This is a genomic window from Blastococcus sp. SYSU D00922 (genome assembly GCF_054050495.1).
Genome location: NZ_JBJGZL010000007.1, coordinates 22647 through 44755 on the forward strand (window position 1 = coordinate 22647; position 22109 = coordinate 44755).

At 74.6% G+C, this 22109-nt stretch carries 24 protein-coding genes; 20 read left to right on the top strand and 4 right to left on the bottom strand.

Annotated features, from left to right (window positions below):
• Nucleotides 1-8 precede the first annotated feature (8 nt).
• From ACI78T_RS11675 to ACI78T_RS11690, 4 genes are all read left to right on the top strand, one after another.
• The gene (locus tag ACI78T_RS11675) at nucleotides 9-788 is read left to right on the top strand and encodes a CPBP family intramembrane glutamic endopeptidase (RefSeq protein WP_456558262.1); all 780 of its coding nucleotides are present in this window, start codon (nucleotides 9-11) and stop codon (nucleotides 786-788) included.
• Nucleotides 785-1222, top strand: coding sequence for a GNAT family N-acetyltransferase (locus tag ACI78T_RS11680; RefSeq protein ID WP_456558263.1), 438 nt, complete (start codon nucleotides 785-787; stop codon nucleotides 1220-1222). Before ACI78T_RS11675 ends, ACI78T_RS11680 begins: the two co-directional genes overlap by 4 nt.
• Before the next feature lie 200 nt (nucleotides 1223-1422).
• Entirely contained in the window at nucleotides 1423-4974 is a 3552-nt protein-coding gene (dnaE, locus tag ACI78T_RS11685; protein WP_456558264.1) for a DNA polymerase III subunit alpha, read from the top strand.
• Between the two features lie 47 nt (nucleotides 4975-5021).
• Nucleotides 5022-5672: an LPXTG cell wall anchor domain-containing protein gene (locus tag ACI78T_RS11690; RefSeq protein WP_456558265.1), complete on the top strand. Its 651-nt coding sequence runs from the start codon at nucleotides 5022-5024 to the stop codon at nucleotides 5670-5672.
• Here ACI78T_RS11690 and ACI78T_RS11695 read toward each other — a convergent pair.
• Nucleotides 5665-6498: an LON peptidase substrate-binding domain-containing protein gene (locus ACI78T_RS11695; protein WP_456558266.1), complete on the bottom strand. Its 834-nt coding sequence runs from the start codon at nucleotides 6496-6498 to the stop codon at nucleotides 5665-5667. The genes ACI78T_RS11690 and ACI78T_RS11695 overlap by 8 nt on opposite strands.
• A gap of 83 nt (nucleotides 6499-6581) precedes the next feature.
• On the opposite strand from ACI78T_RS11695, the gene hisD reads away from it, so the two are divergent.
• The 7 genes from hisD to ACI78T_RS11730 are packed head-to-tail and all read left to right on the top strand — an operon-like array spanning nucleotide 6582 to nucleotide 13055.
• Complete coding sequence (gene hisD / locus ACI78T_RS11700; RefSeq protein ID WP_456558267.1) at nucleotides 6582-7886, top strand: histidinol dehydrogenase; 1305 nt, start codon at nucleotides 6582-6584, stop codon at nucleotides 7884-7886.
• A complete protein-coding gene (locus tag ACI78T_RS11705) occupies nucleotides 7883-8995 on the top strand; it encodes a histidinol-phosphate transaminase (RefSeq protein ID WP_456558268.1) in 1113 nt (370 codons plus the stop codon). The genes hisD and ACI78T_RS11705 overlap by 4 nt, the downstream gene beginning before the upstream one ends.
• Nucleotides 8996-8999: 4 nt before the next feature.
• A complete protein-coding gene (gene hisB, locus ACI78T_RS11710) occupies nucleotides 9000-9596 on the top strand; it encodes an imidazoleglycerol-phosphate dehydratase HisB (protein ID WP_456558269.1) in 597 nt (198 codons plus the stop codon).
• Between the two features lie 3 nt (nucleotides 9597-9599).
• Nucleotides 9600-9776, top strand: a complete 177-nt coding sequence (locus ACI78T_RS11715) for a hypothetical protein (RefSeq protein ID WP_456558270.1) — start codon at nucleotides 9600-9602, stop codon at nucleotides 9774-9776.
• A gap of 46 nt (nucleotides 9777-9822) precedes the next feature.
• Entirely contained in the window at nucleotides 9823-10461 is a 639-nt protein-coding gene (gene hisH, locus ACI78T_RS11720; protein WP_456558271.1) for an imidazole glycerol phosphate synthase subunit HisH, read from the top strand.
• Between the two features lie 41 nt (nucleotides 10462-10502).
• Nucleotides 10503-12833: a M20/M25/M40 family metallo-hydrolase gene (locus tag ACI78T_RS11725; RefSeq protein ID WP_456558272.1), complete on the top strand. Its 2331-nt coding sequence runs from the start codon at nucleotides 10503-10505 to the stop codon at nucleotides 12831-12833.
• Between the two features lie 9 nt (nucleotides 12834-12842).
• Nucleotides 12843-13055: a hypothetical protein gene (locus ACI78T_RS11730; RefSeq protein ID WP_456558273.1), complete on the top strand. Its 213-nt coding sequence runs from the start codon at nucleotides 12843-12845 to the stop codon at nucleotides 13053-13055.
• 13 nt (nucleotides 13056-13068) lie between these two features.
• Here ACI78T_RS11730 and ACI78T_RS11735 read toward each other — a convergent pair whose 3' ends face one another.
• Together ACI78T_RS11735 and ACI78T_RS11740 are read right to left on the bottom strand one after the other, a co-directional pair.
• The gene (locus ACI78T_RS11735) at nucleotides 13069-13830 is read right to left on the bottom strand and encodes an SDR family NAD(P)-dependent oxidoreductase (RefSeq protein WP_456558274.1); all 762 of its coding nucleotides are present in this window, start codon (nucleotides 13828-13830) and stop codon (nucleotides 13069-13071) included.
• Nucleotides 13817-14416 (bottom strand): nitroreductase family protein, encoded by a 600-nt coding sequence (locus ACI78T_RS11740; protein WP_456558275.1) that lies wholly within the window; start codon nucleotides 14414-14416, stop codon nucleotides 13817-13819. The genes ACI78T_RS11735 and ACI78T_RS11740 overlap by 14 nt, the downstream gene beginning before the upstream one ends.
• Before the next feature lie 61 nt (nucleotides 14417-14477).
• Between ACI78T_RS11740 and priA the strand changes: the two genes are divergently transcribed.
• The 3 genes from priA to hisF are packed head-to-tail and all read left to right on the top strand — an operon-like array spanning nucleotide 14478 to nucleotide 16389.
• Nucleotides 14478-15209 (top strand): bifunctional 1-(5-phosphoribosyl)-5-((5-phosphoribosylamino)methylideneamino)imidazole-4-carboxamide isomerase/phosphoribosylanthranilate isomerase PriA, encoded by a 732-nt coding sequence (priA, locus tag ACI78T_RS11745; RefSeq protein ID WP_456558276.1) that lies wholly within the window; start codon nucleotides 14478-14480, stop codon nucleotides 15207-15209.
• Nucleotides 15206-15598, top strand: a complete 393-nt coding sequence (locus ACI78T_RS11750) for a RidA family protein (protein ID WP_456558277.1) — start codon at nucleotides 15206-15208, stop codon at nucleotides 15596-15598. Before priA ends, ACI78T_RS11750 begins: the two co-directional genes overlap by 4 nt.
• The gene (gene hisF / locus ACI78T_RS11755) at nucleotides 15595-16389 is read left to right on the top strand and encodes an imidazole glycerol phosphate synthase subunit HisF (RefSeq protein ID WP_456558278.1); all 795 of its coding nucleotides are present in this window, start codon (nucleotides 15595-15597) and stop codon (nucleotides 16387-16389) included. The genes ACI78T_RS11750 and hisF overlap by 4 nt, the downstream gene beginning before the upstream one ends.
• On the opposite strand, the gene ACI78T_RS11760 is transcribed toward hisF, so the two are convergent.
• Nucleotides 16382-16993 carry a TIGR03085 family metal-binding protein gene (locus ACI78T_RS11760; protein ID WP_456558279.1) on the bottom strand — a complete coding sequence of 204 codons (612 nt, stop codon included), beginning with the start codon at nucleotides 16991-16993 and terminating at the stop codon, nucleotides 16382-16384. The genes hisF and ACI78T_RS11760 overlap by 8 nt on opposite strands.
• A gap of 179 nt (nucleotides 16994-17172) precedes the next feature.
• Here ACI78T_RS11760 and ACI78T_RS11765 point away from each other — a divergent pair, with 179 nt between their 5' ends.
• The 6 genes from ACI78T_RS11765 to ACI78T_RS11790 are packed head-to-tail and all read left to right on the top strand — an operon-like array spanning nucleotide 17173 to nucleotide 22104.
• Nucleotides 17173-18873, top strand: coding sequence for an ABC transporter ATP-binding protein (locus ACI78T_RS11765; RefSeq protein WP_456558280.1), 1701 nt, complete (start codon nucleotides 17173-17175; stop codon nucleotides 18871-18873).
• Nucleotides 18870-20705 (top strand): ABC transporter ATP-binding protein, encoded by a 1836-nt coding sequence (locus tag ACI78T_RS11770; protein ID WP_456558281.1) that lies wholly within the window; start codon nucleotides 18870-18872, stop codon nucleotides 20703-20705. The genes ACI78T_RS11765 and ACI78T_RS11770 overlap by 4 nt, the downstream gene beginning before the upstream one ends.
• An 18-nt stretch (nucleotides 20706-20723) precedes the next feature.
• Complete coding sequence (locus ACI78T_RS11775) at nucleotides 20724-21140, top strand: hypothetical protein (RefSeq protein WP_456558282.1); 417 nt, start codon at nucleotides 20724-20726, stop codon at nucleotides 21138-21140.
• Nucleotides 21137-21448: a hypothetical protein gene (locus ACI78T_RS11780; RefSeq protein ID WP_456558283.1), complete on the top strand. Its 312-nt coding sequence runs from the start codon at nucleotides 21137-21139 to the stop codon at nucleotides 21446-21448. Before ACI78T_RS11775 ends, ACI78T_RS11780 begins: the two co-directional genes overlap by 4 nt.
• Nucleotides 21445-21603 carry a hypothetical protein gene (locus tag ACI78T_RS11785; protein ID WP_456558284.1) on the top strand — a complete coding sequence of 53 codons (159 nt, stop codon included), beginning with the start codon at nucleotides 21445-21447 and terminating at the stop codon, nucleotides 21601-21603. Before ACI78T_RS11780 ends, ACI78T_RS11785 begins: the two co-directional genes overlap by 4 nt.
• Nucleotides 21604-21612: 9 nt before the next feature.
• Nucleotides 21613-22104: a hypothetical protein gene (locus ACI78T_RS11790; protein ID WP_456558285.1), complete on the top strand. Its 492-nt coding sequence runs from the start codon at nucleotides 21613-21615 to the stop codon at nucleotides 22102-22104.
• Nucleotides 22105-22109: the final 5 nt, after the last annotated feature.

Genomic DNA, 22109 nt, shown 5'->3' on the forward strand with positions numbered 1-22109 from the left:
GCTCCGTCGTGACCGGCCTGCCTGTGGCCCTGGCCGACTTCGGCCCGGCCGCGCTCGCGGCCGTCGTCGTCGCGGGGTACCTGGTGGTCGGGGAGCCGCTGGTCGGGCACGTCCTGCACCGCCGGTTCGAGGGGCGGCTGCGCAGCGACCCCGGTGCCCGCCGCTCCTTCTACCGGCGGCTGCTGGTGCTCGAGTGGGGGCTGGCCGTCCTCGCGTACGTCGTCTGGCTCTCCGCCCCGGACGTCGACGCGGGTGCCGTGGGGCTCCGCTGGCCGCAGCGGTGGCCGGGGCTGCTCACCTCCGTCGTCGTGGCGCTCGTGGTGCTGTTCGTCTGGGTGTCCACCCGGGCGCTGCGCGGCGGCGCGCTGCTGGAGGCGCCACCGGTGCGCCGGCCGGGGGAGGGGCGGCACAGCGAGCCGCCCGGGCACGCGACGCTGGCGCTGCTGCCGCGCACGGCGGGCGAGCGGCGGCTGTTCACCCTGGTCGGCGTCACCGCCGGGGTCTGCGAGGAGTGGCTCTACCGGGGCTTCTTCCTGGCCGTGGTCGCAGCGCTCGCCGGCGGGCTGCCCGACCCGGCGCTGGTCCTGGTCGCCGCGGTCGCGTTCGGGCTGGCGCACGCCTACCAGGGCACGGTCGGGGTCGTCACGACCGGCGTCCTCGGTGGGGTCATGGCCGCCGTGTACCTGGACACCGGCTCGCTGCTGCTGCCGGTCCTGCTGCACGCGCTCATCGACCTGCGCTTCCTGCTCGTGCCGGCCCGGGTGCTGCCGGCGGGGCGGACGGCGTGAGCACGCCGCACGCGTCCGTGGCGACGCCGGAGGACTGGCCGGAGATCGTGGCGCTGCGCACCCGCGTCTTCGTCGACGAGCAGGGGGTGCCCCCGGAGATCGAGCAGGACGACGCCGACGCGACGGCGGTGCACGGGGTGGGCCGGGACGCCGCCGGTGGCGTCGTCGCCACCGGCCGGCTGCTCCTCGGCGACGACGGGACGGCGACGATCGGGCGCATGGCGACCGACGCGGCGGCGCGCGGCCGGGGGCACGCCGCCGCGGTCCTCGCCGTGCTGGAGGACGAGGCGCGGCGCCGGGGTGCGGCCGCGGTGGAGCTGCACGCGCAGGTGACCGCCCGCGGGTTCTACGAGCGCGCCGGGTACGCGGCGGTGGGCCCCGAGTACCTCGAGGCGGGCATCCGCCACGTCACCATGCGGCGGGCGCTGCGGTAGCCGGTGCGGGTGTGACGGATCGGTCCGCCTGTGAGGAGACACGTCCTGTCAGACCCTCGGCGTAGACAGCTTCCAGTGCGAGGATCGGGGGCAACCCCGAGACCCTCTCCGGAGGCCTCGCACGCCGGTCTTCCCCGCCGGTCGCCCGCCGGAGACCCTGCCGGCCGGGCACGCACGACCACTGAGGAGCAGGACCGTCCGTGAGCAGTTCCTTCGCCCACCTGCACGTCCACACCGAGTACTCGATGCTGGACGGGGCGGCCAAGCTGCCCGAGGTCACCGCCGCCGCGGCCGCCCAGGGCATGCCGGCGCTCGCGATGACCGACCACGGCAACGTGTTCGGTGCCTACGACTTCTACAAGCAGGCGACCGGGGCCGGCGTGAAGCCGATCATCGGCATGGAGGGCTACTACACGCCCGGCTCCCGGTTCGACCGCGCGCCCTTCGACTTCGGCGACAACCTCATCGACGAGGAGGGTGACGGCGGCTCGAACCGGGGCAAGGCCGCCTACACCCACATGACGCTGCTGGCCCGCACCACGGAGGGCATGCACAACCTCTTCCGCATCTCCTCGCTGGCCAGCCTGGAGGGGCAGTACCGGAAGCCGCGGTTCGACCGCGACCTGCTGGAGCGCTACGGCAAGGGCCTGATCGCCACCACCGGTTGCCCCTCCGGCGAGGTCAACATGTGGCTGCGCGCGGGCAAGGAGGACAAGGCCCGGCAGGCGGCCGCCGACTTCCAGGACATCTTCGGCAAGGAGAACTTCTACGCCGAGCTGATGGACCACGGGCTGTCCATCGAGAAGAAGACCCGCCCGGCGCTGCTGGCCATCGCGAAGGACCTCGGCATCCCGCTGCTGGCCACCAACGACCTGCACTACACGCACAAGGAGGACGCCGCCGCCCACGACGCCCTGCTGTGCATCCAGACCGGCTCGCGGCTGAACGAGACCAACCGCTTCCGGTTCAACGGCGACGGCTACTACCTGAAGAGCGCCGCGGAGATGCGCGCGCTGTTCCCCGGCGACCTCCAGGTGGCCTGCGACAACACGCTGCTGGTCGCCGAGCAGTGCGAGGTGACCTTCACCGAGGGCGCCGACCTGATGCCGCGGTTCCCGCTCCCGCCGGGGGAGGACGAGACCTCCTGGTTCATCAAGGAGGTCGAGCGCGGGCTGCACAAGCGCTACCCGGGTGGCATCCCCGACCACGTGCGCAAGCAGGCCGACTACGAGACCGCGATCATCTGCCAGATGGGCTTCCCGGGGTACTTCCTCGTGGTCGCCGACTTCATCAACTGGGCCAAGGACAACGGCATCCGCGTCGGCCCGGGCCGTGGCTCGGCGGCGGGTTCGCTGGCCGCCTACGCGATGGGCATCACCGACCTCGACCCGCTGGCCCACGGCCTGATCTTCGAGCGGTTCCTCAACCCCGAGCGCGTCTCGATGCCCGATGTCGACATCGACTTCGACGACCGCCGGCGCGGGGAGGTCATCCGCTACGTCTCGCAGAAGTACGGCGAGGAGCGGGTCAGCCAGATCGTCACCTACGGCACGATCAAGGCCAAGGCCGCCATCAAGGACGCCGCCCGCGTGCTCGACCGCCCCTACTCGGTGGGCGACGAGCTGACCAAGCTGATGCCGCCGGACGTCATGGGCAAGGGCATCCCGCTGTCGGGGGTCTTCGACCCGGCGCACCCGCGGTACAAGGAGGCCGCCGAGTTCCGGGCCCGCTACGAGTCCGACCCGGGCGCCGCCGAGGTGGTCGACCAGGCCCGCAAGCTCGAGGGCTTGAAGCGCCAGTGGGGCGTCCACGCCGCCGGCGTCATCATCGGCCGCTACCCGCTGATCGACTCGATCCCGATCATGCGGCGCGAGGCCGACGGGGCGGTCATCACGCAGTTCGACTACCCGACCTGCGAGACGCTCGGCCTGCTGAAGATGGACTTCCTGGGCCTGCGCAACCTCACGGTCATCGACGACGCGCTGCGCAACATCGTGGCCAACGGCAAGGAGCCGGTGGACCTCGACGAGATCAGCAAGGACCTCACCGACAAGAACACCTACGAGCTGCTCTCCCGCGGCGAGACGCTCGGCGTCTTCCAGTTCGACGGCGGGCCGATGCGCTCGCTGCTGCGGCTCATGCGGCCGGACAACTTCGAGGACATCTCCGCGGTCGGCGCGCTCTACCGGCCGGGGCCGATGGGTGCGAACTCGCACACCAACTACGCGCTGCGCAAGAACGGGCAGCAGGAGATCACGCCGATCCACCCCGAGCTGGCCGAGCCGCTGGAGGAGATCCTCGGCGGCACCTACGGCCTGATCGTGTACCAGGAGCAGGTCATGGCGATCGCGCAGAAGGTCGCCGGCTACTCGCTCGGCAAGGCCGACCTGCTGCGCCGCGCGATGGGCAAGAAGAAGAAGTCGGTCCTGGACGCGGAGTTCGTCGGCTTCGAGGCCGGGATGAAGGAGCGCGGCTACTCCGCCGCGGCCATCAAGACCCTCTGGGACATCCTCGTCCCGTTCGCCGACTACGCGTTCAACAAGGCGCACTCCGCCGCCTACGGGCTGGTCTCGTACTGGACGGCCTTCCTCAAGGCGAACTACCCCGCCGAGTACATGGCCGGGCTGCTCACCAGCGTCCAGGACGACAAGGACCGCCGGCCGGTCTACCTGGCCGAGTGCCGTCGCATGGGCATCAAGGTGCTGCCCCCGGACGTCAACGAGTCGTCGTGGGACTTCACCGCCGTCGGCACCGACATCCGCTTCGGCCTGGCCTCGGTGCGCAACGTCGGCCACAACGTCGTCGAGTCGATCGTCAAGGCGCGCGAGGAGAAGGGCGCGTTCAAGGACTTCGCGGACTTCATGCGCAAGATCGACACGGTGGCCTGCAACAAGAAGGTCATCGAGTCCCTCGCCAAGGCCGGTGCCTTCGACTCCCTCGGGCACTCGCGGCAGGGCATCGTCGCCATCCACGCCCAGGCCGTGGACTCGGCGATGGGGCTCAAGCGCAAGGAGGCCGAGGGCCAGTTCGACCTGTTCGGCAGCTTCGGCGGGGACGACCCCGCCGACGACCCGTTCGGCAGCGCCCTCGACATCGTCATCCCGACCGCGGACTGGTCGAAGAGCGAGCGGCTGATGTTCGAGCGCGACATGCTCGGCCTCTACGTCTCCGACCACCCGCTGCACGGCGTCGAGCACGTGCTCGCCGCCAACGCCGACACCCCGATCGCCGAGATCAACGCCGGCGGGGTGGAGGACGGCGCGAACGTCACCATCGCCGGCATCCTCACGGCGGTCTCCCCGCGCACCAACAAGCAGGGCGCGCCCTGGGCGATCGCCACCCTCGAGGACCTCGAGTCCGGCATCGAGGTGCTGTTCTTCCCCAAGACGTGGGCGGAGGTCTCGGAGAAGATCGTCCGCGACCAGATCGTCGTGGTGAAGGGCCGGATCAGCCGGCGTGACGACCAGCCCTCGCTGTTCGGCTCCGAGGTGACCATCCCGGAGCTCACCGAGGGCCCCCGCGGGCCGGTGCTGGTCTCGATGGCGGCGGCGCGCTGCACCCCGCCGGTGGTGGAGCGCCTGCGCGAGGTGCTGGGCAGCCACCCCGGCACCACCGAGGTGCAGCTGAAGCTGGTCAACGGCAGCCGGGAGACGGTGCTCCGGCTCGACCAGGGGCTGCGGGTGCGCCCGAGCACGGCGCTCATGGGCGACATCAAGGCCCTGCTCGGGCCGACCAGCGTCGCGCTGCTGTGAGCGAGGACGCGGCGGCGGCTGCCAGGAACCCCATGTTCACTGGGGCGGTGAGCTCCTCGCCGCCGTTCGCCGCCCCGCCGACGGACAGGGATCCGGCCGACCCTGCGCAGGCGGGTGCCCCGGGCCCGCGTCCCACCGCCCCGGCGATGTGGCGCGGCTGGCCGGAGGTCCGCGCCGACCTGCGCAGCTCCGTCCTCGTCGTCCTCGCCCTCGCCGCGGCCGGGATCCCCGCCGGCCTGCTCTGGTGGGCACTCGCCCCGCGGGCGGACTTCCGGGTCACCGCAAGCGGACCCGAGGCGATCGGCCAGGTGACCGAGGAGCTCCTCGTCGCCGACGACGCGGTCTACGCGCTGGTGCTGCTCGGGGTGGGTCTGCTCGCCGGTGCGGCGGCCTGGTTCCTGCGCCGGCGCCGGGGCGTGGCCACGGTGCTCGCCCTCGCCCTGGGCAGTTGCGCGACCGCCGTCGTGGCGTGGCAGGTGGGCGAGCTGCTGGGCGCCGGGCCGTCGGAGGCGGAGCTGGCCGACGTCGGCGCCCGCGTGACCACCTCACTGACCCTCGGTTCGCCGGCGGCGATGGCGCTCGCGCCGTTCGGGGCGCTGCTGGCCTACGTGGCCGCCGTCCTCTACGCGCGCGACGACGGCCTCGGCCGGACGGCGGACCCGTCGCCGGCCGGGACGGACCAGCCGCCCGTCAGTTGACCGTCATCGGGGTCGCGAACTGGTGCAGCGGCACCGGCACGGCGCCCAGGGTCTGCAGCAGGGTCAGCTCGCGCCGCAGCAGCCGGGCCTCGTACGCCAGTCGTCGCCGGGTCGCCGACTCGGCGAGCAGCGCCTGCCGGTCCTCGGTGGTGAGCAGCGCCGCTGACGCGACCAGGTAGGACAGCGCCGCCGGGTCGTCGCTGACCGCCTCCAGCAGCACCGCCGTCTCCGCGTCGACGGTCGGCTCACCGTCGTCGTCGCTGCCGCCGCTGCCCAGGTCGGCCACCTCGGCCACGTACCGGGTGAACAGGTCGCGCACACCCGAGCAGAGGACGTCGAGCGAGCCGCGGGCGACCGCGGCCACGACGTCGTCCAGGCCGTCGTCGCACGGCGGGCTGCTCGGGGCCGTTCCCGGGACGACGAGGCCGTCGGTGCCGCCCGCGGCCTCCTCCGCGGCCTCCTCCTCGGACAGCCACTCCACCCGGCCCTGCAGGTACGGCGGGTCGTCGGCCACCACGACCTCGAGCAGCCGGAAGCGCTCACCGCCCACGGTGACGATGCGGAAGCCGCCGTCGGCCTGGGGGCGGACGGCCTGCACCCGGGCGGTGCAGCCGACGTCGTAGAGCGCCTCGGCGGGGGCGACGTGCTCGACCTCCCAGCCCTGCCGGATGGCCACGACGCCGAAGAACCGCCGGTCGCCGGACTCCGGGTGGCCGAGCAGGTCCCGCATCAGCCGGCGGTAGCGCGGCTCGAAGATCTGCAGCGGCAGCACGATGCCGGGGAACAGGGGCGTCCCGAGCGGGAACAGCGGGATGAGCTCACCCATGGCCCCCACCGTACGGGCGCGGGGGAGCGGCGCACCGCCGCTGGCTACCCTGGAGCCCCGACCCCGTTCCCCCGGAGGCGCCCGTGCTCGCCCGCATCGACCTGCGCGGATCCGCGCTGCCCGGGCAGCGCGACCTCGCCGGGCTCCTCCCGCGCGCCGCCACCGACATCGACTCCGTCATGGCGACCGTCCGCCCGCTCTGCGAGGACGTGCGCATCCGGGGCGCCCAGGCGGTCCGCGAGATCACCGCCCGCCTCGACGGCGTGGACGCCGAGGACTTCGCCGTCCCGCAGGAGGCGCTGGACCGGGCGCTCGCCGAGTGCGACCCGACGCTGCGCGCCGCCCTCGAGGAGGCGATCAGCCGCGTCCGCAAGGTGCACGCCGACCAGCGCCGCACCGACGTGACCACCGAGGTCGTCCCGGGCGGCACGGTCACCGAGCGCTGGGTCCCGGTGCGCCGCGTCGGCCTCTACGTGCCGGGCGGTCTCGCTCCGCTGCTGTCCAGCGTCGTGATGAACGTCGTCCCCGCGCAGATCGCCGGCGTGGAGTCGATCGCCGTCGCCTCGCCGCCGCAGCGCGACCACGGCGGCCTGCCCGACCCGGGCGTCCTCGCCGCCTGCGCCCTGCTCGGGATCACCGAGGTCTACGCGGTGGGCGGTGCCCAGGCCGTGGCCGTGTTCGGCTACGGCGCCGGGTCCTGCGAGCCGGTCGACATGGTCACCGGGCCCGGCAACGTGTACGTGACGGCGGCCAAGCGGTTGCTGCGCGGGCTGATCGGCATCGACTCGGAGGCGGGCCCGACCGAGGTCGCGATCCTCGCCGACGACACCGCCGACCCCGCGCACGTGGCCGCGGACCTCATCAGCCAGGCCGAGCACGACCCGCTGGCCGGCGCGGTCCTGGTGACCACCAGCGAGGAGCTGGCCGACGCCGTGCTCGACCTGGTGCCCGGCCAGGTGGCGGCGACCAAGCACTCCGACCGCATCACCGTGGCCCTCGACGGCACCCAGTCGGGCATCGTGCTGGTCGACGACCTCGACGCCGGTGTGCGCGTCGTCGACGCCTATGCGGCCGAGCACCTGGAGATCCAGACCCGGGACGCGCGGGAGGTGGCGGCCCGCGTGCGCAACGCCGGCGCGATCTTCGTCGGCGCGTGGTCGCCGGTGTCCCTCGGCGACTACTGCGCCGGCTCCAACCACGTGCTGCCCACCGGCGGGTGCGCGCGGTTCTCCAGCGGCCTGTCGGTGCAGTCCTTCCTGCGGGGCATCCACGTCGTCGAGTACGACCAGCAGGCGCTCGCCGGGGTCGCCGGGCACATCGACGCCCTCGCCGGTGCCGAGGACCTGCCGGCCCACGCCGCGGCGGTCAGGATCCGGCAGAGCCGGTGACCGACCCGACCGAGCTCCCGCTGAGGCCGGAGCTGCGGGGACGCTCGCCCTACGGCGCCCCGCAGCCGCCGGCCGCCCACCGGCTCAACACCAACGAGAACCCGCACCCGCTCCCGGCGGAGCTGCTCGCCGACCTCGGCGCCGCCCTGGGCGCGGCGGCGCTGGAGCTCAACCGGTACCCGGACCGCGACGCCCTCGCGCTGCGCGCCGACCTCGCCGCCTACCTCACCCGCACCAGCGGCGAGCAGATCGCCCGCGAGCAGGTGTGGGCGGCCAACGGGTCCAACGAGGTCCTCCAGCAGGTGCTGCAGGCCTTCGGCGGGGCGGGCCGGACGGCGCTGGGCTTCACCCCGTCGTACTCGATGCACCCGATCCTGTCCGCGGGCACCGGCACGGCGTGGGTCGACGGCGCCCGGCGGGCCGACTTCACCATCGACGCCGCCGCGGCGGCCGCCCAGGTCCGCGAGGTGCGGCCCGACGTCGTCTTCGTGACCAGCCCGAACAACCCGACGGGCACGGCGGTCGCGCTCGAGACGATCGTGCAGATCCACGACGCCACCAGCGGCGTCGTGGTCGTCGACGAGGCGTACACCGAGTTCGCCCGGCCCGGGACGCCCTCGGCGCTGACCCTGCTCCCCGGGCGGCCGCGGCTGATCGTGAGCCGCACCATGAGCAAGGCGTTCGGCATGGCCGGCCTCCGGCTGGGCTACCTGGCCGCGGACCCCGCCGTCGTCGACGCCCTCCAGCTGGTCCGGCTGCCGTACCACCTGAGCTCGCTGACCCAGGCCGCCGCGCGCACCGCCCTGGCGCACACCGACGCACTGTTGGCCACCGTCGACGCGGTGAAGGCGCAGCGCGACCGGATCGTCGCCGAGCTGCCGGCCATGGGGCTGACCAGCGTGCCCAGCGACGCCAACTTCGTGCTGTTCGGGCACTTCGCCGACGCGCACGCCGCCTGGCAGGCGCTGCTCTCCCGGGGGGTGCTGGTCCGCGACGTCGGACTGCCCGGCTGGCTGCGGGTGACGGCGGGGACGAAGGACGAGACCGACGCGTTCCTCACCGCGCTGGGTGAGATCGCGCCGGACCACCGCACCGCTCTGGGAGACTGACGGCATGAGTCGCACCGCACGGGTCGAGCGCGAGACCAGCGAGACCAAGCTCGTCGTCGAGCTGGACCTCGACGGCACCGGGACCAGTTCCATCAGCACGGGCGTGGGCTTCTACGACCACATGCTCACCGCGCTGTCCAAGCACAGCGGCATCGACCTCACCGTGCGCGCCGACGGCGACCTGCACATCGACGCCCACCACACCGTCGAGGACGTCGCTATCGCGCTGGGGCAGGCCTTCGCGCAGGCGCTGGGCGACAAGCGCGGCATCACCCGCTACGGCGACGCGACCATCCCCATGGACGAGGTGCTGGCGCAGGCCGCCGTCGACCTCTCCGGCCGGCCCTACTTCGTGCACTCCGAGCCCGAGGGCATGACGCCGATGATCGGGCCGGACTACCCGACCAGCCTGACCAAGCACGTGCTCGAGTCCTTCGCGTTCAACGCGCGGATCAGCCTGCACGTGCGGGTGCTCTACGCCGGCCGCGACGCCCACCACATCGTCGAGGGCCAGTTCAAGGCGCTCGCGCGGGCGCTGCGCCAGGCGGTGGCGATCGACCCCCGCGTCACCGACGTTCCCTCCACCAAGGGCGCGCTGTAGCCGGTGAACACCGGTCTGCTCCTGCTGCTCCTCGGCGGGTTCCTCCTCGGCGGCGCCTGGAGCGTGTGGCGGACGGACGAGGAGCACCCCGACCGCGGCGGGCCGCAGGTCGCCATGGCCGTCGTCCTGCTGCTGGCCGCCCTGCTGGCCAGTGCCGCCGGCGTCCTCCGGCTGGTGTGAGGGAACAGACCGGGCCGCGATCTCGCTGCTGGGTAGCGTGGCAGGCGTGAAGAAGGTGACGATCCTCGACTACGGATCGGGCAACCTGCGTTCGGCGGAGCGGGCGCTGGCCCGCGTCGGCGCGGACGTGACGGTGACCGCGGACCCGCAGGCGGCGCTGGACGCCGACGGCCTGGTGGTCCCGGGCGTCGGCGCGTTCGCCGCGTGCATGCGGGGGCTCCGGGCCGTCGACGGACCGCGGATCATCGGCCGTCGGCTGGCCGGGGGCCGTCCGGTGCTCGGCATCTGCGTGGGCATGCAGATCCTGTTCGACCGCGGCGTCGAGCACGGGCACGACGCCGAGGGCTGCGGCGAGTGGCCGGGTGTCGTCGAGCCGCTCGAGGCGCCGGTGCTGCCGCACATGGGCTGGAACACCGTCGAGGCGCCGCAGGACAGCGTGCTGTTCGCCGGCCTGGCCGACGAGCGCTTCTACTTCGTGCACTCCTACGGCGTCCGCGAGTTCCCGCTCGACGCCGACGGCCCGCCGAGCCCGCTGGCGAAGCCGAAGGTCACCTGGGCCGAGCACGGCGACAGGTTCGTCGCCGGAGTGGAGAACGGCACGCTCTCGGCCACGCAGTTCCACCCCGAGAAGAGCGGCGACGCCGGCGCGCAGCTGCTGACGAACTGGCTGCAGACACTCGACTGATCCTCCGCCGGGCGGCGCGTCGGCGCACCTAGGGTGACGCCGTGCGCGTCGAACGGTCACGACCCGCCGCGCGCCCGGGCCGCGTCGCCGGGCTGGTCGTCGTCGTCCTGCTGATCGGGCTGGCCGGCTGGTCGGCCCTGGCGCTCTCGCCGCCCGGCCCCGCGCCGGCCGACGCCCCGCCGGCGGAGTTCAGCGCCACGCGGGCCTTCGCCCACGTCGAGCAGGTTGCCGCGGACATGCACGTCACGGGCGGCGCCGCGGGCGCGGACGTCGTCGACGGCCTCGTCGACACCCTCACCGGGATGGGCCTCGACACCCGCGTGCAGAGCGCCGTCGGTGCCGTGCGGACGGCGGCGGGGGAGACCCGCATGGCGCGCGTGCGCAACGTCGTCGCCGTCCTGCCGGGCACCGCGCCCACCGGCCGGCTGTTCCTCACCGCCCACCACGACTCGGTGGAGACCGGCCCCGGCGCGGCCGACGACGCGGCGGGCGTGGCCGCCGTCCTCGAGTCGGTGCGCGCCCTGGCCGCGGGCCCCCGGCTGCGCAACGACGTGGTGGTCGTCCTGACCGACGCCGAGGAGGCCTGTTCCTGCGGCGCGCAGGCGTTCGCCGAGGCGCACCCGCTCGCCTCCGCCGGCGGGGTGGTCCTCAACCTCGAGGCCCGCGGGACCGGCGGTCCGCCGATCATGTTCGAGACGTCGCCCGGCAACGCCGCCCTCGCCGAGGTCTACGCCACCGCCGTCCCGCACCCGGTGGCGAGCAGCTTCGCGGTCGAGGTCTACCGGGTGATGCCGAACTTCACCGACTTCAGCGTCCTCCTGGACGACGGCGACTTCACCGGGCTGAACACGGCGTTCATCGACGGCGCGGCCGCCTACCACTCGCCGCAGGACGTGCCCGAGCGGCTGGACCGGGGCACCCTCCAGGCGCTCGGCGACAACGCCCTGGCGACGGCGCGGGCACTGGGGGACGCCGATCTCGGGACCCTGTCTGAGCCGGCCGACGGCGACGCGACGTACTTCCCGGTGGCAGGCGAGCTGGTCCGCTACCCCGGGACCCTGGTGTGGCCGCTGGCCGGTGCGGCGCTGGCCGCCGTCGGCCTGCTGGTCCTCGTGCTGCGGCGGCGCGGCACCAGCTCACTGCGCCGGACGGCCGGCGCGACCCTGCTCGCCGCGGTCCCGCTGGTGCTCGCCCCGCTCGCGGCGCAGGGGCTGTGGGCGGTGCTGGTGCTGGTGCGCCCCGGCTACGGGCAGCTGGTCGACCCGTGGCGCCCCGGCTGGTTCCGGCTGGCGGTCGTCGCGCTGCTGGCCGCGGTGGTGCTGGGCTGGTACGCCGTGCTGCGCCGTCGGGTGGGCGCCGCGTCCCTGGCCGCCGGCGCGCTCGTGTGGCTCGCCGTCCTCGGTGCGGTGCTGGCCGCCGTCGCCCCCGGTGGCTCCTACCTGGCCGCGTGGCCGGCCCTGGCCGGCGCGCTGACCTGCCTGCTCGCAGCGGTGACCTCCTCGCCGGTCATCCGGCTGCTCACCGCCCTGGCCGGAGGAGCGGTCGCGGTCGTCGTGCTGGCGCCCACGGTCGTCCTCTTCTTCCCCGCGCTGGGCCTGAGCACCGCGGCGGCGCCCGCGGCCGTGGCCACGATGCTGCTCGTCGCGCTGCTCCCGGCCCTGGAGCTGCTGTTCCCGTCCGCGGAGGACCGCCGTCCCTGGTCGGCGGCGCTGGTCCCCGCCGTCGCGCTCGGCCTGGCCGTCGCCTGCACGGCCGCAGGCCTGTCCGTCGACAGGTTCGACGCCGCGCACCCCGTGCCCAGCAGGCTGGCCTACGTGCTCGACGCCGACACCGGGCAGGCCTCCTGGGTGAGCACCGAGTCGTCGCCGGGCGCCTACACGGCCGAGGTCGTCGGAACGCGGGCGGAGCTGCCGGTGCGCCTGCCCTACCTATCCGGCGAGGTCTGGTCCGGCTCCGCCCAGCCGGCCGACCTGGCGCCCGCGCAGGTGACGACGGTGTCGGACTCCGTGCTCGGGAGCCGCCGGGAGCTCTCGGTCCGCGTGACCCCGGAGCGTCCCGGCGTGCGGGTGCTCGTGCTCGACCTGCGGGTCGAGGGCGGCACCGTCGCTGCCGCGCGCGTCGCCGGGCGGGCGGTGCCCGAGGAGGAGCTGGGGGAGGACCGGGCCTGGATCGTCTTCCACGCGCCGCCCGAAGGCGGGCTCCCGGCATCGTTCAGCATCGAGGGCAGCGGGGCGGTGGAGCTCCGGGTGATCGACGTCAGCGACGGGCTGAGCGGCCTGCCGGGGTACCGGCCGCGGCCCGAGGGCGTGGACGCGGCGGGCTCGCACAGCTCTGACATCGTCCTGATCTCCGGGACGACGGACCTGGGGTAGGAGGACGTGGTGGGTGGCGAGGTGCTGGCGCTGGTCGTCTGGGTCGCGGTGGCGGCCGTCCTGCTGCTCGTCGTGCGCGAGGCGAGGAAGGGGAGCCCGCCGGGCCGGCACGACGCGAGCGGCGACGGCGGCGCCGCGGCGCACGGCGGGGACGGCTGGCACGGCGGGGGCGACAGCGGAGGCGGGGGCGACGGCGGCGGTGGAGGCGGCGGGGGCGACTGACCGCGGCCCCGATTCAGCTCCTCAGGTACGAGGCGCCGTTGACGTCGACGATCGTGCCGGTGGAGAACCGGGCCTCCGGCGAGGCGAGCCACAGCACGGCGGAGGCCACCTCCGCAGGTGCCGCCACGCGACCGAACGGCGACTGCGCGCGGACGGCGTCGCCGCCGGGCCCGTCCAGCACCTCGCGCGCCATCTCGGTCTGCACGAACCCGGGCGCCACGCAGGTGACGGAGATGCCGTGCGGTGCCAGCGCCAGCGCCATCGACTGGGCGAAGGCGTTGAGCCCGGCCTTGGAAGCGCCGTAGGCGGGGTTGTTCGGCTCGCCCCGGAAGGCGCCGCGGCTCGAGACGTTGACCACCGCGCCGCCGCCCGCCGCGATCAGGTGCGGGACCGCGCGGAACGTCGCGTTCGCCGCGCCCACCAGGTTGGTCGCCAGCGTCTGCGCCCAGGCGGCCCGCCACTGGTCGTAGGAGGTCTCCAGCGGCGGGTGGGCGGTGAAGACGCCGGCGTTGTTGACCAGCACGTCGAGGCCGCCGAGCGCCCCAGCCGCCTCGTCGACCATCGACCCGACCTGGTCGGCGTCGGTCATGTCCGCCCGGGCGAGGACGTGCCCCGCGCCCGGCAGCTCGGCCAGCACGGCCTCGGCCCGCTCCCGCGAGCTGCCCCAGTGCACCGCCACCCGGTCGCCCCGCTCGGCGAACGCGCGGGCGATCGCCCGGCCGATGCCGCGCGAGGCGCCGGTGACCAGCACCGCCCGTCCCTCACCAGCTGCCACGGTGCACGACCTCCTCGAGCGGGCGCCGTCCGCGGCGCAGCGAGGGGGAGCGGCGGTCGCCGTCCCCGGGGTAGCCGACGGACACGCAGCCGACCGGCCGGAAGCCCTCCGGGACGCCGAAGGCGGCGCGGAATGCGGCCAGCCGCTCCGGAGGGATGCCGAAGAAGCAGGCGCCCAGGCTCTCGTCGACGGCGGTGAGCAGCATCAGCAGCGACGCCATGCCCGCGTCGACGTCCCAGTAGGGCACCGGCCAGCGCGCCTCGTCGCGGTCGGTCCAGCCCTTGTCCGGCTCGGCGTAGCGGTCCAGGTAGGCCGCCTTGTCCGACATCGGCACGACCAGCAGCGGCGCCCGGCGCATGCGGGTGAGCCAGCCGTCGGGTGGACCGTCGCCGCTGGTCGCGGTCCAGAAGCGCTCGCGCTCCTCCGGCGTCTCCAGCACCAGGAACGCCCAGCCCTGGCTGAACCCGGCCGACGGCGCCCGGATCGCGTGCTCGAGCAGCCGCTCGCGGATCTCCGCGGGCACCGGCCGGTCCGGGTCGTAGTCGCGGACCATGCGCCGGCGGCGGACGACCTCGGCGAACTCCATGCCGACACCCTGCCGCAGGGTCCGGGACGGGCCGCGCGCGGGCGTCCCTACGCTGTCCGACGTGCCGAAGCTGCAGCTGCTCCCCGCCGTCGACGTCGCCGACGGCCAGGCCGTCCGTCTCGTGCAGGGGGAGGCCGGCAGCGAGACGTCCTACGGCGACCCGCTCGAGGCCGCGATGCAGTGGCAGACCGACGGCGCCGAGTGGGTCCACCTCGTCGACCTGGACGCCGCCTTCGGCCGCGGGTCGAACCGGGAGCTGCTGGCCCGCGTGGTCGGGGAGCTGGACGTCGACGTGGAGCTCTCGGGCGGCATCCGCGACGACGAGTCGCTGGCCGCCGCGCTGGCGACCGGTTGCCGCCGGGTCAACCTCGGCACCGCCGCGCTGGAGTCGCCCGAGTGGTGCGCCCGGGCGATCGCCGAGCACGGCGACCGGATCGCGGTCGGCCTGGACGTGCGCGGGACCCGGCTGGCCGCGCGCGGCTGGACCAAGGAGGGCGGCGAGCTCTACGAGACCCTGGCGCGCCTCGACGCCGAGGGCTGCGCGCGCTACGTGGTCACCGACATCACCAAGGACGGCACGCTGCGCGGCCCCAACCTGGACCTGCTGCGCGAGGTCTGCGCCGCCACGCCGCGCCCGGTCATCGCGTCCGGCGGCGTCAGCTCGCTCGACGACATCCGCGCGCTCGCCGGGCTGACCGCCGTCGGCGTCGAGGGCGCGATCGTCGGCAAGGCCCTCTACGCCGGTCAGTTCACCCTGCCGGAGGCGCTGCGGGTCACCGAGGAGCTCGCATGAGCGTCATCCGCCTCGGCTCCGGGGCGCCGTGGGAGGGGATCGTCGGCTACAGCCGCGTCGTCGTCCGCGGTGAGGCCGCCTGGGTCAGCGGGACGACGGCGATCGTCGACGGCGCGGTCGCGCATCCCGGCGACGCGGCGGCCCAGACCCGGCAGTGCCTCGCGACCATCGAGCAGTCCCTGGAGCGCGCGGGCTTCACGCTGAACGACGTGGTCCGGACGCGCATGTTCGTCACCGACATCTCGCGGTGGGAGGAGGTCGGGCGGGCGCACGGCGAGGTGTTCGGCGACATCCGGCCGGCCACGACGATGGTGCAGGTCGCCGCGCTGATCGACCCGGCGATGCTGGTCGAGATCGAGGCCGACGCCGTCCGCGGGGTGCCGGCGTGAGTCTGGCCGTGCGCGTCATCCCGTGCCTGGACGTCGACGCCGGCCGGGTGGTCAAGGGCGTGAACTTCGTCGACCTGCGCGACGCCGGCGACCCGGTGGAGATGGCCCGCGTCTACGACGCCGAGGGCGCCGACGAGCTGACCTTCCTCGACATCACCGCCAGCTCCGGCGACCGGGCGACCACCTACGACGTGGTGAGCCGGACGGCGGAGAGCGTGTTCATCCCGCTGACCGTCGGCGGTGGCGTGCGCAGCCCGGAGGACGTCGACCGGCTGCTGCGCGCGGGAGCGGACAAGGTCGCGGTGAACACCGCCGCCGTCGCGCGACCGGAGCTGATCGCGGAGATCGCCGACCGGTTCGGCAACCAGGTGCTGGTGCTGTCCCTCGACGCCCGCCGCGTGCGCGACGGCGCGGAGACCGAGTCCGGCTTCGAGATCACCACGCACGGCGGCCGCCGCGGCACCGGTCAGGACGCCGTCGAGTGGTGCATCCGGGCGGCGGAGCTGGGCGCGGGGGAGATCCTGCTCAACTCGATGGACGCCGACGGCACCCGGGCGGGCTTCGACACGGAGCTGATCCGGCAGGTCCGCCGCGAGGTCCGGGTGCCGCTGATCGCCAGCGGGGGAGCGGGCGCCGTCGAGCACTTCCCGCCCGCGGTCGAGGCCGGTGCCGACGCCGTCCTCGCCGCCAGCGTCTTCCACTTCGGCGTGCTCCGGGTCGGCGACGTGAAGGACGCCCTGTCGGAGGCCGGCGTCCCGGTCCGCCACGAAGCGGACACGCCCCTCAGCTGACCTCGACCCGCGCGACGTCGCGGCGGCCGGAGACCCAGAGCAGCAGCTCCAGCGGTTCGCCCTCGACCGTGCGGCCGCCCGCGCCGTAGCGCTTCTCCACCCCGGGGACGTCGCTGCGCCGCAGGACCAGCCCGCGGCGACCGGCCGCTCGCCGCGCGAAGAGCTCCAGCGCCGTCCAGATCTGGTCCTGCTCGGCGCGCGGCAGCTCGCGCACGGTCCAGTCCGGCTGGGCCCGGCGGACGTCCTCGTGGTGGATCGCGTACTCGGTCGTGTTGAGAATCCGAGCGACAGGCGGCCAGGCCATCGGCGACCATGGCGCCGGTCCCGACCGCACGCGGCCGACGACCTCCCCGTACGGCGTGGACTCCCGCAGCCGGTCCTCCAGCCGGTGCGACCACGCGCTGAGCGGCCGGGCGACGCCCAGCTGCTCGACGCCGTAGCCGGGCAGGGCGTCGGGGCGGTTGTCGCGGACCACCAGGTGCGCGGCGAGATGGGCGGTCGTCCAGCCCTCGCAGCACGTGGGCGCGTCCGGCCCGAGCTCCCCGAGCAGGTCGGCGAGGGCGGCGCGTTCGCTGTCCGCGACGGCGTGGGAAGAGGGGGCCACCGGCGGAGGTTACCGAGAAGCGCCTGGTGCGGCGCGGCAATGATCGGTTAGCCGCCCTAACCAACGCGCGTACCATCGCCAGGCCGACGACCCGAAGGAGAAAAGTGACCCGCCGCCGAGACGCCGTGGTCCGGCGCGGTCTCCGACACGTGGGGCGGTCGATCGTCGAGCAGCCGGGCATGTTCACCCTCGCTGTCCTGGCCAGCAGCCTCTACGGCGCCATGACCGTGGCCAGCGCGTGGGTGATCGGCGAGGTCACCGACCGGGTCCTCCTGCCCTCGTTCGACGACGGCGTCACCACCGCGGCGGCCCTCTCGCTGGCCGCGGCCGCGATCATCGGGGTCGCGCTGCTCAAGATCGTCGGCATCCTCGGCCGCCGCCTGTTCGCCGGGATCATGAGCTACCGGCTCCAGGCCGACTACCGGCGCCGGGTCACCCGCCAGTACCTGCGGCTGCCGCTGTCGTGGCACCAGCGGCACCCGACCGGGCAGCTGCTGTCCAACGCCAACTCCGACGTCGAGGCCGCGTGGTTCTTCGTCGCGCCGCTGCCCTTCGCCGTCGGCGCGGTCGTGATGATCGCGATCACCGTGGTGGCGCTGTTCCTCACCGACCCGCTCATCGCGCTCGTCGGGCTGGTCGTCTTCCCGCTGGTCTTCGTCGTCAACGTCGTCTACTCGCAGGTGATGAGCCCGCGCATGCAGCGGGCGCAGCAGCTGCGGGCCGAGGTCAGCGAGATCGCGCACGAGAGCTTCGACGCCGGGCTGGTCGTCAAGACGCTCGGCCGCGAGGCGTCGGAGACCGAGCGCTTCGAGGAGCGGGCCCGCGAGCTGCGCGACGGGCTGGTCGCGGTGGGCCGGGTGCGCGGGCTGTTCGACCCGCTCATGGAGGCGCTGCCGAACCTCGGCACGCTCGCCGTCCTGCTGATCGGGGCCGGCCGGGTGGCCGACGGCAGCACCGACGCCGGCGAGCTGGTCTCCATCGCCTACCTGTTCACCCTGCTGGCACTGCCGATCCGCGCCATCGGCTGGGTGCTCGCCGACCTGCCGAGGGCGCTCGCGGGGTTCGATCGCGTCACGCCGGTGCTCGAGGCGACGGGGGAGACCCCGTACGGGCCCGAGTCGGCGACCGCCGCCCCCGGTGGCGCCGGGGTGGCGGTCGACGGCGTCGACTTCGCCTTCGCCGACGCCGCCGCGCCCACGCTGCGCGGGGTGACCTTCGACGTCCGCGCCGGCTCGACCGTCGCCGTCGTCGGCCCCACCGGCTCGGGCAAGTCCACCCTGGCCGGGCTGCTCGTCCGGCTGGTCGACCCGGCCGACGGCTCCGTGCTGCTCGACGGCGTCGACGTCCGCCGGCTCCGCGAGGGCGAGGTCAGCGGCCAGGCGGCCTTCGTCGCCCAGGGCACGTTCCTCTTCGACGACACCGTGCGCGGCAACGTCACCCTCGACGAGCCGTTCACCGACGACGAGGTGTGGGCGGCGCTGCGCGTCGCGGCCGCCGACGAGTTCGTCGCCGCGCTGCCCGAGGGCCTCGACACCCGCGTCGGCGAGCGCGGCGCCACCCTCTCCGGCGGGCAGCGGCAGCGGCTCGCGCTCGCCCGCGCCGTCGTCCGCCGCCCGCGCCTCCTGGTCCTGGACGACGCGACCAGCGCCGTCGACCCGGCGGTGGAGGCGCGCATCCTCGACGCCCTCCGCGGCACCGACGAGCCCTCGACCGTCGTCGTGATCGCCTACCGGCAGGCGACGATCTCCCTGGCCGACGAGGTCGTCTGGCTCGAGCACGGGCAGGTCCTGGCCCGCGGCACCCACGAGCAGCTGCTCGACGAGGTGCCCGGCTACGCCGCGCTGGTCCGCGCGTACTCCCAGGCGGAGGTGGCCGCGTGAGCGACGCACCCGTCCTGCCCGCCGACGACCGCCGGGAGGGCGCGCTCGCCACCCTGCGCCGCGGCCTGCGGATGATGCCCGAGTTCCGGCGCGGCCTGCCCGTCACGTTCGCGCTGGCCCTGGTCGCCACCGCGGGCCGGGTGGTCGTGCCGATCGCCGTCCAGCAGGTGATCGACCGCGGGCTCGCCGGCGGGGACCCCGACCTGGACCTGGTCACCCGCCTCGTCCTGCTCTGCGCGGTCGTCGTCCTGATCACCGCCGTCGCCGTCTACCGGATGAACGTCCGGCTGTTCCGGACGACGGAGACCGCCCTGGCCGGGCTGCGGGTCCGCGCCTTCCGGCACGTGCACGACCTGTCGGTCCTCCACCAGCAGGGCGAGCGGCGGGGGTCCCTGGTCTCGCGGGTCACCAGCGACGTCGACCAGCTGTCCACGTTCATGCAGTGGGGCGGCGTCCTGGGCCTGGTCAGCGTCGGCCAGCTCGTCGTCGCGACGGTGGTCATGGCCGTCTACTCATGGCAGCTGACCCTGCTCGTGCTCGTCTGCTTCGTGCCGCTGGCGATCGCGGTCCGGTGGTTCGCCCAGCGCCTGGCCGTCGCCTACGGCGTCGTCCGGGAGCGGGTGGGCGACGTGCTCGGCGCCGTCGCCGAATCCGTCGTCGGCGCCCCGACGGTGCGGGCCTACGGCATCCGCGCCCGGACGGCGGCCCGCATCGACACCGCGATCGACCGGCAGTACCGCGCCCAGGTGGAGGCGCAGAAGGTCACCGCGGCGGTCTTCGTCAGCGGCGAGTTCGTCGCCGCCCTGGCCAACGCCGCGGTGGTCGTCGTCGGCGTGCTGCTCGGCCTCGCCGGCGACATCACGGCCGGCACCCTGGTCGCCTTCCTCTTCCTCGTCACCCTGTTCGTCGCCCCCGTCCAGACGGCGAGCGAGGTGCTCAACGAGGCGCAGAACGCCGTGGCCGGGTTCCGCCGCGTCCTCGACGTCATCGACACCGCCCCCGACGTCCGCGACCCCGCCATCGCCGACCCCGCGGGCGTCCGCGAGCTCCCGCCGGGACCGCTGGGCGTCCGGTTCGACCGGGTGTCCTTCCGCTACGCCCCCGGTGCCCGCCTGGCGCTCGACGGCGTCGACCTCACCATCGCGCCGCGCCGGCGGGTGGCGATCGTGGGGGAGACCGGCTCGGGGAAGACCACCTTCGCCAAGCTGGTCACCCGGCTGATGGACCCGGTCGACGGCCGCGTGCTCCTGGGCTCGGACGCCGAGGGGTGGGTGGCGCTCGACGAGGTGGCCTTCGCCTCGCTGCGCGCGCGGGTGGTCATGGTCCCGCAGGACGGCTTCCTCTTCGACGCCACCGTGGCCGAGAACGTGCGCTACGGCCGCCCCGGGATGACCGACGCCCAGGTCGCCGCCGCCTTCGAGGAGCTGGAGCTCGGCACCTGGCTCGACGGCCTGCCCGACGGCGTGCGGACGCCGGTGGGGCAGCGCGGCGAGTCGCTGTCGTCGGGGGAGCGGCAGCTGGTCGCGATCGCCCGCGCCTACGTCGCCGACCCCGACCTGCTCGTGCTCGACGAGGCCACCAGCGCCGTCGACCCCGCGACGGAGCAGCGGCTCACCCGGGCGCTGGACCGGCTGACCACCGGACGGACGACGCTGACCATCGCGCACCGGCTGTCCACCGCCGAGCGCGCCGACGAGGTGCTCGTCGTCGACGCCGGCCACGTGGTCCAGCGGGGCACGCACGCGGAACTGGTCGACGCCGACGGCCCGTACGCGCGGCTGCACGCGTCGTGGCGGCGCTCCGCCGCCGGTAGCCCCGCTCCGACGGGCTGACCGCCTAGGCTCCGCGCCGTGCAGACAGTTCCCGGTCCCGTGAGCCGCATGCCGCCCGTCCCGGCGATCGCCGCCGCGGTGCTCGGTCTGCTGAGCGCCTTCGTCCCGGCGGTCTTCCTGCTGGCGGCCGTCGCCTTCTCGGGCGGGGAGTTCGAGGGCAGCGGCTGGCTGCTGGTCGCCGTGCCGATCCTGCTGTTCCTCGGGCTGCTGGTCGGTGGCGTGCTGCTGCTCCTCGGGCGGTCGTGGTGGGTCCTGACGGTGACCGCCGGCGTCCTGACCGCGCTGCTCTTCTACGGCTTCGCGTCCGGCGGGTGGGGTGCCGGCGCGTTCGGCGTCCTGACCGTCGTCGTCCCGTTCGTCGCCGCCGTGCTCGCGGCGCTGCCGCGGGTCCGCCAATGGGTCGCCGGACGCCGCGCGGCCCGCGCCGGGGGATGAGCCGAGCCGGCGGGCGGGCGGGGAGGCCCCCGGCCGCGGTCGTGCTGGCGGCCGCCTGCGCCGTGGTCGGCGCCGTCCCTGCCGCCTTCTTCTCGCTGCTCGGTGTCCCCCTCCTCGTGGGCATCCTGCTGGAGGTGGTCCTGCGGCCCCGGCGGCTCGCCGGCGACCCGGGTGAGCTGCTCGAGCGCGTGGTCCTGCTGGAGGGCTGCCTCATCGGCGTCGGCTTCTTCGTCCTCCTGGTCACGGCGGTCGTCCGGTTGCTGACCAACCGGGACCGTCTCCTCTTCGTCGTCTCCTGCCTCCGATGACCGTGCTCGTCGACGTCGTCGTGATCGGGACCGAGGGGTGGAGCCCGGTGCTGCTCCCGCTGCTCGGACCACTGGCGGCGTCGCTGGCCGTGCTGTCGCCGTCGGCGACCCGGTGGACCGCCGGCTACCAGCCGGCCCCCAGGTGGGCGTCCTAGTCTCCCGCCATGCCGTCCTCCGCCTCGCGCAGCCGCGCCCCGGTGCGGCGCTCACCCCGGCCGGCACCGCGCTCGACGGCGGCCGCGCCGCCCGAGCGCCCGCTCGCCGTCCCGTTCGCAGCGTTCTTCGGCCTGCTGCTGGCGGGCGAAGCGGCGTGGTTCGCCTGGCTGCTCCGGACGCCGGGCATCGGCTGGGACTGGTTCGTCGCCGTCCCGCTGGCCCTCGCGGGCCTCGCCCTGGCGGGTGCGCTCCTCGTGTTCGCCGGCCGGGCCCGGGGGTGGATCGTCCTGGCCCTCGCGGCGGTGCTGTCCGCCGTCGGCCTGCTGCTGGTCGCCCTGTTCTTCGCCGTCCTGGGCGGCGACCTCGCCGTGTGGTCGACGCTGCTGCTGCTCGTCGGGCCCGTCACCTCCCTCGTCCTGGCCTCGCGCCGTCCGGTCCGCGAGTGGACACGGGGGCGTCGCCCGCAGGAGGGAGAGCGCAGCGGCGCCCCGGCCCGCTAGCGTCC

Coding starts and splice junctions, on each gene's coding strand:
- ACI78T_RS11765 (WP_456558280.1), top strand. CDS start 17,173: ATGTTCACCCTCGCTGTCCTGGCCAGCAGCCTCTACGGCGCCATGACC.
- ACI78T_RS11790 (WP_456558285.1), top strand. CDS start 21,613: ATGCCGTCCTCCGCCTCGCGCAGCCGCGCCCCGGTGCGGCGCTCACCC.
- ACI78T_RS11695 (WP_456558266.1), bottom strand. CDS start 6,498: ATGGGTGAGCTCATCCCGCTGTTCCCGCTCGGGACGCCCCTGTTCCCC.
- ACI78T_RS11740 (WP_456558275.1), bottom strand. CDS start 14,416: ATGGAGTTCGCCGAGGTCGTCCGCCGCCGGCGCATGGTCCGCGACTAC.
- ACI78T_RS11780 (WP_456558283.1), top strand. CDS start 21,137: ATGAGCCGAGCCGGCGGGCGGGCGGGGAGGCCCCCGGCCGCGGTCGTG.
- ACI78T_RS11750 (WP_456558277.1), top strand. CDS start 15,206: ATGAGCGTCATCCGCCTCGGCTCCGGGGCGCCGTGGGAGGGGATCGTC.
- ACI78T_RS11785 (WP_456558284.1), top strand. CDS start 21,445: ATGACCGTGCTCGTCGACGTCGTCGTGATCGGGACCGAGGGGTGGAGC.
- hisB (WP_456558269.1), top strand. CDS start 9,000: ATGAGTCGCACCGCACGGGTCGAGCGCGAGACCAGCGAGACCAAGCTC.